This is a genomic window from Streptococcus sp. 10F2 (genome assembly GCF_054331515.2).
Genome location: NZ_JBTGGE020000010.1, coordinates 1 through 14448, shown reverse-complemented (window position 1 = coordinate 14448; position 14448 = coordinate 1). Strand labels below are relative to the sequence as shown.

Sequence of the window (14448 nt, the reverse complement as noted above, 5' to 3'; positions counted from 1 at the left end):
ATCCCTAAAAGGTCTGACGCTTAGCCTTCCGTTCTGCACGGCCTTGGGCTCTGCGTTCAGCCCGTTTAGTTTTTCTTCGTTTTTCATTCACGGCCCACTGGATTTTTTTCTTATAGCCTGGTTTGATTTTCTTCTTCTTCTTTTTCACCAAGCCAATCATCTCAGTGTCCAGTTTTTCCCGTTTTTTCTCACGTTGCGCCCGACGATCTCGATCATAGGTCTCAACAAATTCACCATTCTTGATTTCTTTGGGAGTAAAGCGAATCCCCATTTTTTCCAAATCACGAATAGCAGTGTCATCCTGTGGCGAATAAAGAGTAATGGCGATACCACCTAAACCATTCCGCCCAGTTCTTCCAACTCGGTGAATAAAGAACGATAAGTCTTGAGGAATCGCATCATTTATCACATGACTAACCCCTTCAATATCAATTCCACGTGCTGCAAGATCTGTGGCTACCACAAAAGTATAATCCAGATTTTTAATCTGATTCATCGTCCGTTTCCGTTCACGGGCTGGGATATCCCCGTGGATACGTGCAACTTTTAATCCTTGCTCCTGTAAATACAGATAGAGTTCTTCTGCCCGTCCCTTAGTATTGACAAAAATCATGGCCAAATAAGGTTGCATCATCTGAGACATTTGATAAATTAGGGCATTCCGATCACGTCCTTTGGTCGAAACCAACCAATTATCGATTGTATCTGAGATAACCGTCTTGGTAGCAATTTTCTCCATAACAGGCTGCTGTAGATACTTCTTGAGGAAAGGTTGGAGTTTTTGTGGGATAGTTGCTGAGAAGACTAAAATCTGAACATCTTTTGGTAATCGTGAAGCAATACGATCCACTGTCTCCAAGAATCCCATGTCCAAGGTCATATCGGCCTCGTCCACAACCAAAGTCTTCGTTTTATGAATATCCAAATCACCGCTTGCTACCAAATCATAGATCCGACCTGGTGTCCCGATTACGATGTGCGGTTGACTCTTCGTAAGACGCTCAATCTGGCGTACCTTATCCGTCCCGCCCACATAATTTGCTAAACGTACAGAAAAGGGTGCGTGGCTCGCCAGCTGCTTACAGGCTTGGTAAATTTGCTCAGCCAACTCTCGACTTGGTGCCGTGATAACCGCCTGAGTAACATCTGAATCCTCTAATTGCTGAAAAATCGGTAATAAGAAGGTGTGGGTTTTACCCGAACCAGTCTTGGATTCTCCAACCAAATCCTTTCCACTTAAAACAACCGGAATTAATTTTTCCTGAACTTCTGTCGGTTGGTGGAAATTGATTTCCTTCAGGGCTTGCTGAAGAAAGTCCTTTAATTGAAAATCAGTAAATTTCATGCGTCACTTCCTTTTCTAACTTCCTTTCATTATACCATATTGGACAAAGGAAAAAAGGTTGGGGAATCCAACCTTAATCATTTAGAGATATAAAAGGGCTAGAGTTATCAAGGACATGACAAATCCAATCCCCCATAAGAAGAAATCCACCTTCCACTCCGACCAAGCGGAGCCACGGCCGGTCAATCCACCTAATTCCAAATGGTGGTGAAAAGGAGTCATTCGGAAAATACGACGACCTTCACCATATTTTTTACGGGTGTATTTGAAGTAGGCCACCTGCATCATAACGGATGTAGTTTCAATGACATAAACCAAGCCGATTAATAAGAGAGTCCACTCCTGATGGAGAGCCATCGAAATGGTTGCTAGCATACCTCCAAGCGCCAAACTTCCAACATCCCCCATAAAGACCTTAGCGGGCTTCCGATTATAAAGGAAGAAACCAAGTAGAGCACCAATCATGCTAGCAATTACCAAAAGAATGTCCCATTGGCTTTGCATAAACGCAATAACACCATAGGCCACAAGCGAAATCACAACTGAGATACTTGACAAACCATCAATCCCATCCGTCAAATTCACTGCATTGGAAAATCCAACTAGCCAGAAAAGGACAAAGAAAAGGTAGAGAAAACCTAAGGGCAAAAAATACCCAAAGATATTCAAGGTCCCCATATTATTATCCGCAAACAAGAAGAAGAGGAAACCTCCTAGTAATTGTAAAATTAACTTCTGCCGTGGATTTAGCCCCTCATTAATTCGACGAAAAACCTTCAGGAAATCATCCAAAAAACCAACCGTGCCATACAATACTAGGATCAGCAAAATCATCCCAGCGCTAGCGGTCCAGTTCCCAGACCAAATTAAACTCAACAAGGCTACAAGGCTACCTACCAAAAGAAAAACAATCCCTCCCATGGTAGGTGTTCCAGCCTTGGCTTGGTGTTGCTTCACATCTTCATGCATCTGTTGACCAGAAATCTTAGCCTTATTATAGGTTTGAATGAAAATGGGCATCAATAGAACTGTCAGTACAAAGGAAATGACACTGACAAAAATTACGGTATTCATATTAGTCTCCCAGAGTTACTTTTATTTTTTTGATTTTCTTTAATGATGTATTCGGATCCACATTCTGACTGACAACATGACTGCCCGAACCACGAATGTCCATTTCGATATCCATCCACTCGCCAAATTGTTTAATCATCTGCTTATTCCAACCATAGAAATCTGGAACTTCTTCAAAGCTATTAGTAAGAATCAACACTTGTTGATTGGCTTTCAACTTGTCTCCAGCATTAGCAGAAACTTTACGAATAGAGGTTCCTGTCCCCAATATAATCGGTTGTACCACACTTTGACGTAGAACATCCGCTAGATTCCCCGGAGATATTTCGGAAGTATTCGGCATCTTATAGGCCAACTCTTTCGACACATCGTCCAAAATCGGACTTGGCTCTACCAAATTGAGAGTATCTTTCATTGCTAGGGCTTCTTCTAAAACAGGATTAACAATATCACGCCACATCAACGGATCAAAATGTTCAGGTTGTGCCGTCGCTACATACATAATAAAATCTGGATCCTCTGCTGAAGACATGGCTACAACGGAGTTCATATAAGTCCCCTCCAAATAACCCGTTCCATCTTCTTTAGCAATCTCCGCAGTACCAGACTTCACCGCTACATCCTTACCGCCTGCACGAATGATGGGGCCTTGCAGACTTAGATCAGAGGACCACTTATCATAAAGCGTTCCATAAAAGGGATCAGAACCAACCGTGACCATATATTCCCTAGTCTCTCGAGCTGCCTTTTCAGAAACAGGATTTCCCATAATTTCTAGACTCGCTTTTCGTGCTGCATCTTCTTTTTGATCATAGATAGCCGAAATAAATTTAGGTTGAATCATGACACCATCATTGGCAATGGCAGTAAAGGCTCTAAGCAACTGAATCTGCGTAACGGAAATCCCCTGTCCAAAGGATGACATAGCGATGGAAACAAGGTTATCCGCCGGTAACAAACCTGACGATTCATTTCCCATTCCGAAGCGAGTTGGTACTCCAAACCGGAATTTAGAAAGGTAGTTCAACCACTTGTCATCCCCCATTTTTTGTTCCAATAAGGTCATCCCAACGTTTGAGGAATAGGCAAAACCTTGGGCAAAACTCATAACCTGACCAGAAGAAGTACCATTATTGACAGACCAGTCCCGAATGGTCGCATCGATAACCTTCAACTGAGTATTATCAAAAAGCTCATTAGGTGGGAAAGTGTTGTTATCAATCGCTGAAGCTAGAGTCATGACTTTTAAGGTCGAACCCGGCTCATAGTTACTTTGATAGAGGGAGGACGACCAAGTGAAATCTTCATCATCCAAACCTTCTTTCGTATCTGGATTAAAGGTTGGACGTTGTGTATGGGCTAGTATTTCTCCTGTTTTAGCAGACACAAGTGTGGCAGTCGACCACTTACCTTGCGTTTTTTCCTGAAAGGCATCCATCTTTGTTTCTAGATAGGTTTGTAAGTTAGCAGATAGGGTTGTGTAAACATCCTGACCATCTATACGCTTACTCTCTACTTTTTCAGTTCCAGGAATAACACTGCCTTGTCGATTCTTTTCATAAGTAATGACACCATCGGTTCCAGCTAGAATACTATTCATAGAAGCTTCCAAACCAGTATTTCCTACAAGTGTCTTACTTCCATCTTCATGCTCTGTTAATTGAGCTAAGCCAATAAATTGAGAAGCAAAGTTACCATTTGGATAACTACGACTGGGACTTGTGGAAAAATCAATTCCCTTAATACCCGCTTTCTCAGCTGCATCTTTAATCTCCGTCATAGTGCCATAGGAAAGATTATTTCCTTTAGTTCCAAACGATACTTGACGCAAGTCCTTTTGTCCCAACTGTTTGAATACATAATCTGGCTCCATATCGAGATATTCTTTGAACAATTCAGCTACCTGAGCAAATTGATCAGAATCCACATACAGTTTCTCACCTTTTGCCGAAACGTATTCCTTGTCAATAACAGCAAACACATTGTAGGTAGTTGAATCTTCTGCAATAGGAATGCCATTACGATCATAAATGGTTCCACGTTTTGCGGGATTTACACGAATTTCTTGATGGACTCGTTTAGCTGCTTCAGACAAGTCTACTCCAAACTTGGTATCTGTACCGATAATGACAGCAAAGTTTATCAAAAAGACAAAAAAGAGAAAGACAGTTAAGACACTTAGCTGCTTTCCGACCCTTTGCCGATTCTCACTAGGTGATTTGCGTCCCTTCAAAACAAAGTGACGAATTCGTTGCCAAAAACGTTTCATGGTTTTTCCGCCGTTACTAAATTATCATTTCTCACAGTCATCCCTTGCTCCTCCGCTATCTTCCGGAAACGATCCTGACGACTTAATTCATTAATCTGTTGCTTAACTTCAGTAATTTCCGTTTCCTTGGTCTCAACTTGTGCATTTAAATGAGCCAAATCTCGCTCCACCTGAAGCATCTGGGTCTGTAAAAAAATCGTTGCAATAGCGACAATCACTGTCGTCGCTACAATTGTTCCATAAAAAATTTTTTCTAGACTGGTTAAGGGACGTCTCAGTATCCCAATATTTCTAGCTTCTTGGGCCATAAAGAGCTCCTTATTTTATTCTTTCTAATACACGCAATTTCGCTGAGTGAGCCCGGTTATTAACTTCCAATTCCTCTTGACTGGGAAGAATTGGCTTACGATTCACCAAACGATAGTCTGCTTCCATTTGTTCTGGTAAAAGTGGAATACCTTTGGGAATTTCAATAGTTGAAGCCTCTTTGAACAAGACCTTCGTCAAACGATCTTCTAATGAATGAAAGGTAATAACCGAAATACGTCCACCCGGTTTGAGGAGTTCCATGGCTTGTTGAAGAGAGGCTTCCGCTGCCCCTAACTCATCGTTCACCTCTATCCGAATAGCCTGAAAAATCTGCTTGGCAGGATGCCCTTTTTTCTTAAGTTCCTTTGCCGGCTTGGCAGATTTAATCATATCCGCTAATTGCGTAGTGGTATCGATTGGTGCTAATTTCCGCGCACTTTCGATTTTCCGAGCCACTTGTTTTGAAAATTTATCTTCCCCATACTTAAAGAAGATACGCACCAAGTCCTCATACGCGTAAGTATTCACCACTTGATGGGCGGTCAAAGCCGCTGACTGATCCATCCGCATGTCCAAAGGAGCGTCCTGCTTATAGGAAAAACCACGAGAACGCTGATCCAATTGAGGACTGGAGACTCCTAAGTCATAACAAATTCCATCAATGGCTGTCACTCCCTGACGGGCTAGTGCTGTTTGCAAATTCCTAAAATTATCCTGAATAAAGGTAACCATTCCTCGCTCTACATAGGGAGCCAGCCGGACTTTCGCATGAGCAATCGCCTCTTCGTCCTGATCAAAGGCATACAAATGACCCTCATCACTCAATTGTGACAAAAGGTATTCACTATGACCAGCACCGCCTAGGGTAGCGTCCACATAGACACCGTCAGCCTTGATGTTTAAGGAATCAACTGTTTCCTTTAATAAAACCGTTACATGATGGAATTCTTTTTTCATATCCAAATCATTATACCCTAAAGCCCGACCTTTTTCAAAAATCACCCTTCAAGGACTCCATTTTACTTGCTTCACCTTTACAAAAATATGGTAGAATAAACACATCATTTCAAAAGGATTGTCGAGTCTATGTTTCATTTTTTATCCAAGCAACCCCCTGCCCGGCGAATTTTTATAAGTTTTGCTCTGGTCAGTTTTCTTGGGTCGCTTGCCTTGAGCCTGCCTTTTGCTCAGACTCCAACATCTTTAGCAACTTATTTTGACCATCTCTTCATGGCAGTTTCCATGGTCTGTGTTACTGGTCTTTCAGTTGTTCCTCTTTCAGAAACCTACAACATTTGGGGACAGCTGATCGCTTTGATTCTGATTCAAATTGGTGGACTTGGGTTTATTACCTTTATTGGACTGTTTTATCTACGATTCCAACAAAAATTAAGTTTTTCAAATCGGGCAGCTATTCAAGAAAGCACCAATTATACCCAACCAAAATCCTTGAAAAATTTTCTCAAATCCGTTTTTTTGATTACCTTTCTAATTGAGGGAGTGGGGGCCTTCCTTTTAAGTTTTCGTTTCGTACCCCTATTAGGATGGGCCGATGGGCTCTTCACCTCCATTTTTCTCTCAGTTTCGGCCTTTTGTAATGCAGGTTTTGATAATTTAGGACGGTCTAGTCTAATTCAATACCAGACAGATCCTTTGGTTATCTTAACCATCTCATTACTCATTATAACGGGAGGCTTAGGGTTCTCCGTTTGGTTTGACCTCCAGACCAATTTATTAGAAAAGCACCCTCTCAAACGGCTTCGTTTTCACACAAAAGTCGTTCTTGGTGCTTCTGGTTTCTTACTGGCATTCGGAACCCTTTCAACCCTAATAACGGAATATCACAATCCAGCTACCTTAGGAGACCTGAATTTTTGGGATAGCTTCCTCGTTGCCTTTTTCCAAAGTGTAACTGTTCGAACAGCTGGTTTTTCAACCGTTGACTTCACCCAGATGCGACCAGCAAGTATTATTTTCCTGGTCCATCAAATGTTTATCGGAGGGGCACCTGGGGGAACTGCGGGAGGACTAAAGGTTACAACTTTCTTAGTTTTATTAGCCTATGCCCGAGCTGAAATTCTCGGACTTCCCCATGTCAATCTTTGGAAACGAAGCGTGTCTCCCAAGACTGTTCAAAAATCTTTCACCATTCTAATGGTCTACTTTGTTTCCCTCATGTCTAGCCTAGCTCTCCTATCTTATTTTGATGGTGATAGCCATCGTTTCCTCTATGTCATGATGGAGGCGGTTTCTGCACTATCTACCGTTGGTGTTAGCGCTAATCTAACATCGACTTTGAATAATGCCTGTCTAACCATTATCATGTTGCTCATGTTTATGGGCCGGATCGGTCCGCTCACCCTTTTAATCTCTTTCGCGGATCGGAAACCTAGCCGAAAATCAACTCTAAAATATGCCAAGGCCAATCTTTTGGTTGGCTAGAAAGGAATTGTATGGCCAAACCTACTATCGGCGTTCTAGGACTTGGGGTCTTTGGACGCAGTATTGTCAATACCCTCAGTAAATTTGACTGTGATATTATTGCCGTTGATGACCATGAAGATGCCATTAACCACGTCGAACCCCTGCTCACACATGGGGTTGTCGGTGATTTTACCGATTTCGACCTTTTACAAGCTGCTGGTATCGATACTTGTGACACAGTCGTCGTAGCTACCGGACAACATTTGGAATCCAGTGTTCTTGCGGTTATGCACTGTAAGACACTCGGAGTTGAAAAAGTAATCGCTAAAGTCAAAAGCAAAACCACGCGCCAAGTCCTCGAAAAAATTGGTGCCGATCGTGTTATTTCTCCTGAAAGAGAAACTGGTGTATCCCTGGCCAAACATATCCTGCATAGGGATACCACCGATATTATTCAATTGGATAAAGATGTCTCTATTATTGAGTTTTACCCTCCTAAACGGTGGATTGGAAAATCTTTGGCTGACCTGGAATTGCGCAAACATTTCCAACTCAACATTATCGGCTTTCGGGAACATCAAGAAAGTGACCTAAACATCCATCTCACTCCCCACTATATTTTTAAGGAAAGAGAATTACTCATGGCCGTTACTGAAAGTAAGATTGTCGATAATTTCGAAAAGATCATTAATCTCCTTTAATCTAAAAGAAGTCACTCAAAATCCTATGATTCTGAGTGACTTCTTTTTCTTTCCTAAAAATCAACCTGGTCAGGATCCATCTGTCCTTTCACTCCTTGAAGTTGATCTAATACCTCAACTGCTTGAGAGGAGATACTCAAACTCTCGATTGCTACATTAGCTTGAATATTTTCCGGACTCGTCGATTTCGGTAGGGGAAGGAAGCCCTTATCTAATGACCAAGCCAAGGCTAACTGGGCTAAGGTTAGACCAGCTTCACGCGCCAAGCGTCCGGCTTCCTCATTCTCAAACAGGGTTCCTGTTCCAAAAGGACTATAAGCTTCCAACAGAATATCCTTAGACTGGCAATAAGTAACCAAATCCTTTTGAGGTGTCCCTGGTGCTAACATAATCTGATTGACATGAGGTCGAATCTCTGCCGTCTCCATCAAGGCCTCTAAATGATGAATCATAAAATTCGACACACCAATCGCCTTAACTTTCCCTTCTCGATATAATGACTCCAAGGCACGATAAACAGCAGCATTTCGTTCTTGCCATGGTAAGCAATCACGACTAGCAGCTGGATTCGGCCAATGGATAAGGACTAGATCCAAGTAATCAACACCTAATTTTTCCATCGATTCAATAACCGATGCACGACTATCTTCAAACCCAATTTTGTCGTTCCAAATCTTAGTAGTTAGAAAAATATCCTTACGCTCAAGTCCACTTTGAGCAATCGCTCGCCCAACACTAGCTTCATTTCCGTAAATCTGAGCTGTATCAATATGCCGATAACCTGCTTCTAGCGCATAAGATACTGACTGAAAAGCCAATTCCCCTTCTGGAATCTGCCAGGTTCCAAAACCAATCTTGGGAATCGTCAAACCATTTGCCAGAGTATACACTTCCATCTTCAATCCTCCTTTGTTTTCCTATATCCACTATAGCAAAATCTAAACACAATTACCAAACATTACCCAAAAAGAAAGAGGTTGGATTTTTCATCCAACCTCTCCTCAAAAGGCAGAAGGCTCAGTCTTCTTCCTTATCCCGGCCATGCAGACCTTTTTCTTTTTGAATTTGTTTCAACTTATCTGGAGTCACATCATTTCCTTCTTCGTCCACTAATTTAATCCCTTCAATATGGGCCTGTAAACTACGACGATAGCCAGCAATGTACTCCTTGCGAAGAGCTGCCTGCTCTTCCAATTCAGCCTCTGTTAGACCAACTTCTTTTTTCTTTTTGGCCAACTCATTGATACGTTCAATTTTTGATTCTTCCATGTTTTCTCCTATTTTGTTTGTAGCAAGGTGAAGTGGGCTAGACGACTAGCTTTTTGACGTAAGAGTGCCAAAAGGGCTAGCCGGTTCGCACGAACAGCAAGATCCTCTGCCATTACCATGTTGTTTTCAAAGAAATCTGCAATCAGCGGAGCCAAATCAAAGAGCTCCTGCATATTGATGTTCATATCCTCAGACCAAGATAAATTGTTGACTGCTTCTGCTAACGCTTTTTCAGAGTCAGACTCTAAGAGCTTGCTATCCACTTCAACTTGATCGGCTTTCTCTGCTAGGTTGAAAACACGAGACAGATTTTCAACAGCTTCTTTAAATCCTTCCCCTTTAGCTGCCTCTGCCAAAGCTTTGGCTGCCAACAGACGAGACGATACCTTAAATTGCGTATTAGAAAGGACTGCTCGAATAATGTCCTTATTGATCTTTGTATCCATCATTTTTTCAATCCGAGCATTGAAGAATTCTAAGACTTCTGCTTTGTGTTGATACCATTCATTTTGGTACAAGGCATCTTGCAATTCCTGCAAATCCAAATCCCAACCAAAAGCATCCAAAATCCGGACAATCCCTTGAGTTGCTCTACGCAGCGCATAAGGATCGTTAGAACCACTTGGAATCAAACCAGCTGTAAAGAAGGACAACAAGGTATCCATCTTATCTGCTACAGCCAAGATCGCTCCAACACGACTTTCCGGCAAAACTCCTTCACTAGAGTTTGGCAAGTAGTGTTCACGAATAGCTTGGGCAACTGCTGGCTTCTCACCAGCTAACAGGGCATATTTCTCCCCCATAATCCCTTGCAATTCATCAAACTCTCCAACCATACCCGTCAAGAGGTCAAACTTATAGATTTTAGCAGCACGCGCTAGATCTTCCTGTTCCTCCACAGTCAAACCAACTTGAGTCGCCAAATAGGCTGCAATAGAAGCTGTCCGCTCCATATGCTCAGCAAGACTTCCAATTTTCTCATGGAAGGTCACTTTAGCTAATTTTGGCAACAACTCTTCAATGGCTAATTTCTGATCTTCTTTCCAGAAAAATCCCCCATCCTCTAGACGAGCAACCAAAACTTTTTCATTTCCCTTGATGACATTATCCAAGTGCTCCGCATTTCCATTTCGAACGGATACAAAGTGCGGTAAGAGCTTCCCTGCTTGATCCCGAACAACAAAATAACGTTGATGAGCCTTCATAGAAGTCACTAGAACTTCTTCCGGTAAATCTAGGTATTTGGGATCGAAAGAACCTAGAAAAGCTGTCGGATACTCAACCAGATTCAAAACTTCATTCAACAAGGAAGAATCAATTTCCACCTGTACCCCATGCTCCTGCTCTAAGGCAGCTATTTGATCCATTATCATCTGCGTCCGCTCTGCTGGATCCGCAATCACAAAAGCTTGTCGTAAATCTTCCTCATAACTATCTGCTGAAGCTAAAGTCACTTCTTGTCCCAAGAAACGATGACCACGGCTAACGTGGCCGGATTCCAAATTCAAGAAACGAGCTTCTAGCAATTGGTCATTTACCAGGAGAGTTAATGTATGAACTGGACGAATGTATTCAAAGGTATAATTGGCCCAGTGCATGCTAACAGGGAAAGTCATTGCTTCTAAAGTCTCAGTCAAGTTAGGAAGAATTTCTTCAGCAGCTTGACCTTTTTCTTCCTTAGTGACATAGACATACTCTTCACCTTTGATTTCCTCAAAGCGAATGGCATCTGTTGTCAATCCTTTCCCTCGAACAAATCCCTCTGCCGCTTTGGTAAACTGACCATCTACATCAAGGGCAATTTTCTTACTTGGACCCTTGAAATCTTCTACCAGATCCGTCTGGCGGTCTGCCAAGCCTTTAACCCGTACTGCCAAACGGCGGGGTGTTGAAAATGTTTCAATTTTTTCAAAATCCAAACGATGAGCTTTCAAAAAGTCTGCCACGCGCTGACCTAATTGATCCATGCTCCGTGTCACAAGGTAAGCCGGCATTTCCTCTAAACCGAGTTCAAGCAATACTGTCTTTGTCATCTTAGTCCTCCTCCGCTAGCAATTCTTGACGGCTGGCTTCGTCCAACAAAGGATAGCCCAAACGCTTGCGCTCCGCCACAAATGTCTTAGCAACTTCCCGTGCCAAATTCCGAATCCGCGCAATGTAACCAGCTCGTTCCGTTACAGAAACAGCTCCCCGCGCATCCAAAAGGTTAAAGGTGTGGGAACACTTCAACACATAATCATAAGCAGGGTGAACCAAATCGGCTTCCAAAGCTGCTTGGGCTTCCGCTTCAAACTTATTAAAGTTGTCCAAAAGCATCTCCTGATTACTCAACTCAAAACTATACTTGGAATGCTCAAACTCAGGTTGGTTAAAGATTTCACCATACTTAACGCCGGCTGTCCATTCAATATCATAAACGGAATCCACTTCCTGGATATAAGAAGCCAAACGCTCCAAACCATAAGTAACCTCAGCAGTCACCGGTTGAGTCGCCAAACCACCGACTTGTTGGAAGTAGGTGAACTGAGTGATTTCCATCCCATCCAACCAAACTTCCCAGCCAAGACCTGCAGATCCTGTTGAAGGATTTTCCCAGTTATCTTCAACAAAGCGAATGTCATGTTCCAAAGGATTGATCCCCAAAACCTCCAAGGACTGCAAATACAGTTCTTGAATATTACTTGGACTTGGTTTCATCACTACTTGGAATTGGTGATGTTGGTAAAGACGGTTCGGATTCTCACCGTAACGACCATCCGCTGGACGACGAGAAGGCTCTACATAAGCCGCATTCCAAGGCTCAGGTCCAATCGCTCGCAAGAAGGTATAAGGACTCATCGTCCCCGCCCCTTTTTCATTGTCATAAGCCTGCATCAACAAACAGCCTTGGTCACTCCAAAACTGCTGTAAGGTTAAAATAATTTCTTGAAAAGTAAGTTTCTCTGCCATAATGACCTGCTTTCTATTTTTCTCCATTAACCAGTTCAGACTTTCTGAAAAAACTCGAACACAAGCTGTTTCACTAAAGTTACAAGAAAGTCTTTGGGAATAAAAAAGAACCACCTTTCACCCCCCTGTCCAAAGACAAGGGGCGTCGAAACGCGGTTCCACCCTATTTTTGCTTGTTAAGCCTTCATTCTTTCTTCACTGGTAAAAAGGGCCACTTATTCCTCTCCTATTCGGCTTCCACCATCCCGAACTCTCTGATAGTCGATAAGAATAATCAATCTTTTCAGCGTTTATTGTAACAAAAAGAGAAGGGGGAGTCAAGGAGTCGAACGGAATTGTCTGTATCAAAAGATTTGAAAACTGTATCTTGGATTAAACTTTTTTACGTTTTTTACTAGATACCAAACCTAAAGTTGTCATTAAACTAATTCCAGCGAGGGTAAGAGCTGAACCAGCTTCTCCAGTATTTGGAAGTGTTTAATTTTTGCAGTATGCATTTCTTCAATTGTTGGCTTTCGTTCATTTACTAATTCAGTTTAACATGCTAAAAAAAAGCAATAACTTCTAAAAATTTTATGGAAATGTATTTGAAAAACCAATTTAACTGTTTCAAAATAAAAGAAATCTGCACAAACCTCCCAAATTCGAAAATCAATCTTCTTACTCCTTATTTTATCACTCTTTGTGAAATAAATTTCATTTTTTCATAAACACTTGAAAAAATATCCTGGGAGTTTTCTAAAATTACACCAATAATAGATTGAAATATTTTAGGAAAAGAGTTACAATAGAACTATATAAAGGAGGGCACTCTTATGACTCAACATTATCAACATATTATGGTTGCTTTAGATGGTTCAAAATCTGCAGAGTTAGCCTTACATAAGGCCATTCATGTAGCTTTACGAAACCAAGCTCAACTGTTCCTTGTTCACGTGGTGGATACCCGTGCTATTCAAAGTGTAACCCCTTTCGATTCTGAAGTTTATGAACAATTAAAACTTGAAGCTCAGAAAATGTTGGGAGAATATGAGGAACAAGCCCATGCAGCTGGTCTGACCGATGTGCATCAAGTAGTTGAGTTTGGGAATCCAAAAACATTATTAGCAACTGACATTCCAGATGAACATGAGATTGATTTGATTATGGTAGGGGCTACTGGTCTCAATGCCTTCGAACGTCTCTTAGTTGGTTCTTCATCTGAATACATTCTTCGTCATGCCAAGGTCGACTTCCTTGTGGTTCGTGAACAAGAAGATCTCTTTTAGTTCAAAAAAGACGCCTTAATGGCAATGTCATTAAGTTAGGGCGGTTGATAAAGACTTCAATGAAACACAATTGACTGATTGGAGCAGAATCCAAGAATCAATTGTGTTTTTTTCATTCTTTGAGCACACTGAAGATGAGGTTGCTATCCTCTCATTTTTTTATTGGCATTTTTCGTATAATCATGCTATTCTATAGTTGAAGCCCCTTACATATCGAGTTGTTTTTCTCCTCTTCGTGGTCCGATGGGGACGTATCGGTGTAAGGTGTCGTTGGACATAGGCTTCTAAATCAGTGGAAGACATTTTTTGACAGAGAAGTAATCGACAAGCGTAAGTCATGTCCGTAAAATTGATTTGATAGTCATATTTTCTTTGCCTGTTGGGGACAGTTATTTGAGAGCTTATGGCTTTTGAAAAATTATACATGATTAAATGTGCGAATATTTCTTGATAAATGCCTTCCATTTTCTTTGAATGAAAATTTATCAAGCCCAAACTATATTTAAGATCCCTAAACGAAGTTTCTATGCCCCAACGATCGGCATAGAGGCTTTTTAATTTTTTTACCGTATAGTCTGTATTTGTTACTAAAGTTTCGTAATGCCCCTCTTCAATTTCAAGACGCACAATTCTAAATGCAAGATTGTAGTATTCCGGTGGGCTATTTCTATCCCAGGAGGTTGAAAGGTAATCAAATCTTTGATTAGAGGGGATGAATTTTCTACCATTTGTCAACCAACTTCTCTAAAAATGGGCCAATTTATTTGGCAGAGTGGTGCCTGTTGAGCCTAGTTGTAAAGCTAAGAGAAGGGGATTTGGTGTCAAGGCCTTGAGCGTTAG

General features: G+C 41.6%; 13 protein-coding genes and 1 pseudogene. 3 read left to right on the top strand and 11 right to left on the bottom strand.

The features are described from left to right. Nucleotides 1-4 precede the first annotated feature (4 nt). From ACXM1Q_RS03490 to rsmH, 5 genes are all read right to left on the bottom strand, one after another. Nucleotides 5-1345, bottom strand: a complete 1341-nt coding sequence (locus ACXM1Q_RS03490; RefSeq protein ID WP_458516216.1) for a DEAD/DEAH box helicase — start codon at nucleotides 1343-1345, stop codon at nucleotides 5-7. Nucleotides 1346-1426: 81 nt separating this feature from the next. Beyond that, nucleotides 1427-2419 carry a phospho-N-acetylmuramoyl-pentapeptide-transferase gene (gene mraY / locus ACXM1Q_RS03485; RefSeq protein WP_458516214.1) on the bottom strand — a complete coding sequence of 331 codons (993 nt, stop codon included), beginning with the start codon at nucleotides 2417-2419 and terminating at the stop codon, nucleotides 1427-1429. 1 nt (nucleotide 2420) lies between these two features. Beyond that, on the bottom strand, nucleotides 2421-4688 hold the full coding sequence (gene pbp2x, locus ACXM1Q_RS03480) for a penicillin-binding protein PBP2X (RefSeq protein WP_458516212.1): 2268 nt from the start codon (nucleotides 4686-4688) through the stop codon (nucleotides 2421-2423). Then, nucleotides 4685-4996, bottom strand: a complete 312-nt coding sequence (ftsL, locus tag ACXM1Q_RS03475) for a cell division protein FtsL (RefSeq protein ID WP_458516210.1) — start codon at nucleotides 4994-4996, stop codon at nucleotides 4685-4687. The genes pbp2x and ftsL overlap by 4 nt, the downstream gene beginning before the upstream one ends. Nucleotides 4997-5006: 10 nt before the next feature. Further along, a complete protein-coding gene (rsmH, locus tag ACXM1Q_RS03470; RefSeq protein ID WP_458516259.1) occupies nucleotides 5007-5954 on the bottom strand; it encodes a 16S rRNA (cytosine(1402)-N(4))-methyltransferase RsmH in 948 nt (315 codons plus the stop codon). A gap of 129 nt (nucleotides 5955-6083) precedes the next feature. Here rsmH and ACXM1Q_RS03465 point away from each other — a divergent pair, with 129 nt between their 5' ends. Both ACXM1Q_RS03465 and ACXM1Q_RS03460 read left to right on the top strand, forming a co-directional pair. Then, the gene (locus tag ACXM1Q_RS03465) at nucleotides 6084-7439 is read left to right on the top strand and encodes a TrkH family potassium uptake protein (RefSeq protein WP_458516208.1); all 1356 of its coding nucleotides are present in this window, start codon (nucleotides 6084-6086) and stop codon (nucleotides 7437-7439) included. A gap of 11 nt (nucleotides 7440-7450) precedes the next feature. Next, entirely contained in the window at nucleotides 7451-8122 is a 672-nt protein-coding gene (locus ACXM1Q_RS03460) for an NAD-binding protein (RefSeq protein ID WP_458516206.1), read from the top strand. Nucleotides 8123-8175: 53 nt separating this feature from the next. On the opposite strand, the gene ACXM1Q_RS03455 is transcribed toward ACXM1Q_RS03460, so the two are convergent. The 5 genes and pseudogenes from ACXM1Q_RS03455 to ACXM1Q_RS03435 all read right to left on the bottom strand — a co-directional run. Beyond that, a complete protein-coding gene (locus tag ACXM1Q_RS03455) occupies nucleotides 8176-9018 on the bottom strand; it encodes an aldo/keto reductase (RefSeq protein ID WP_458516204.1) in 843 nt (280 codons plus the stop codon). A gap of 121 nt (nucleotides 9019-9139) precedes the next feature. Beyond that, nucleotides 9140-9391: a DUF896 family protein gene (locus ACXM1Q_RS03450; RefSeq protein ID WP_458516202.1), complete on the bottom strand. Its 252-nt coding sequence runs from the start codon at nucleotides 9389-9391 to the stop codon at nucleotides 9140-9142. 8 nt (nucleotides 9392-9399) lie between these two features. Continuing rightward, nucleotides 9400-11424, bottom strand: coding sequence for a glycine--tRNA ligase subunit beta (glyS, locus tag ACXM1Q_RS03445; RefSeq protein WP_458516200.1), 2025 nt, complete (start codon nucleotides 11422-11424; stop codon nucleotides 9400-9402). 1 nt (nucleotide 11425) lies between these two features. Then, on the bottom strand, nucleotides 11426-12340 hold the full coding sequence (glyQ, locus tag ACXM1Q_RS03440) for a glycine--tRNA ligase subunit alpha (protein ID WP_135038759.1): 915 nt from the start codon (nucleotides 12338-12340) through the stop codon (nucleotides 11426-11428). 372 nt (nucleotides 12341-12712) lie between these two features. Beyond that, a pseudogene (locus ACXM1Q_RS03435) lies at nucleotides 12713-12805 on the bottom strand (LPXTG cell wall anchor domain-containing protein); the annotation flags it as partial. A gap of 350 nt (nucleotides 12806-13155) precedes the next feature. On the opposite strand from ACXM1Q_RS03435, the gene ACXM1Q_RS03430 reads away from it, so the two are divergent. Next, a complete protein-coding gene (locus tag ACXM1Q_RS03430; RefSeq protein ID WP_458516197.1) occupies nucleotides 13156-13608 on the top strand; it encodes a universal stress protein in 453 nt (150 codons plus the stop codon). Nucleotides 13609-13788: 180 nt separating this feature from the next. Here the strand turns inward: ACXM1Q_RS03430 and ACXM1Q_RS03425 are convergent, their stop codons facing one another. Next, nucleotides 13789-14343, bottom strand: a complete 555-nt coding sequence (locus ACXM1Q_RS03425; protein WP_458516195.1) for a transposase — start codon at nucleotides 14341-14343, stop codon at nucleotides 13789-13791. Between the last annotated feature and the right edge of the window lie 105 nt (nucleotides 14344-14448).

What these genes read in the sequence shown, in the direction of transcription:
- glyQ (WP_135038759.1), bottom strand. Translation starts at nt 12,340, where the DNA reads ATGGCAGAGAAACTTACTTTTCAAGAAATTATTTTAACCTTACAGCAG.
- mraY (WP_458516214.1), bottom strand. Translation starts at nt 2,419, where the DNA reads ATGAATACCGTAATTTTTGTCAGTGTCATTTCCTTTGTACTGACAGTT.
- ACXM1Q_RS03460 (WP_458516206.1), top strand. Translation starts at nt 7,451, where the DNA reads ATGGCCAAACCTACTATCGGCGTTCTAGGACTTGGGGTCTTTGGACGC.
- ftsL (WP_458516210.1), bottom strand. Translation starts at nt 4,996, where the DNA reads ATGGCCCAAGAAGCTAGAAATATTGGGATACTGAGACGTCCCTTAACC.
- rsmH (WP_458516259.1), bottom strand. Translation starts at nt 5,954, where the DNA reads ATGAAAAAAGAATTCCATCATGTAACGGTTTTATTAAAGGAAACAGTT.
- ACXM1Q_RS03430 (WP_458516197.1), top strand. Translation starts at nt 13,156, where the DNA reads ATGACTCAACATTATCAACATATTATGGTTGCTTTAGATGGTTCAAAA.
- ACXM1Q_RS03455 (WP_458516204.1), bottom strand. Translation starts at nt 9,018, where the DNA reads ATGGAAGTGTATACTCTGGCAAATGGTTTGACGATTCCCAAGATTGGT.
- ACXM1Q_RS03490 (WP_458516216.1), bottom strand. Translation starts at nt 1,345, where the DNA reads ATGAAATTTACTGATTTTCAATTAAAGGACTTTCTTCAGCAAGCCCTG.
- ACXM1Q_RS03450 (WP_458516202.1), bottom strand. Translation starts at nt 9,391, where the DNA reads ATGGAAGAATCAAAAATTGAACGTATCAATGAGTTGGCCAAAAAGAAA.
- pbp2x (WP_458516212.1), bottom strand. Translation starts at nt 4,688, where the DNA reads ATGAAACGTTTTTGGCAACGAATTCGTCACTTTGTTTTGAAGGGACGC.
- glyS (WP_458516200.1), bottom strand. Translation starts at nt 11,424, where the DNA reads ATGACAAAGACAGTATTGCTTGAACTCGGTTTAGAGGAAATGCCGGCT.
- ACXM1Q_RS03465 (WP_458516208.1), top strand. Translation starts at nt 6,084, where the DNA reads ATGTTTCATTTTTTATCCAAGCAACCCCCTGCCCGGCGAATTTTTATA.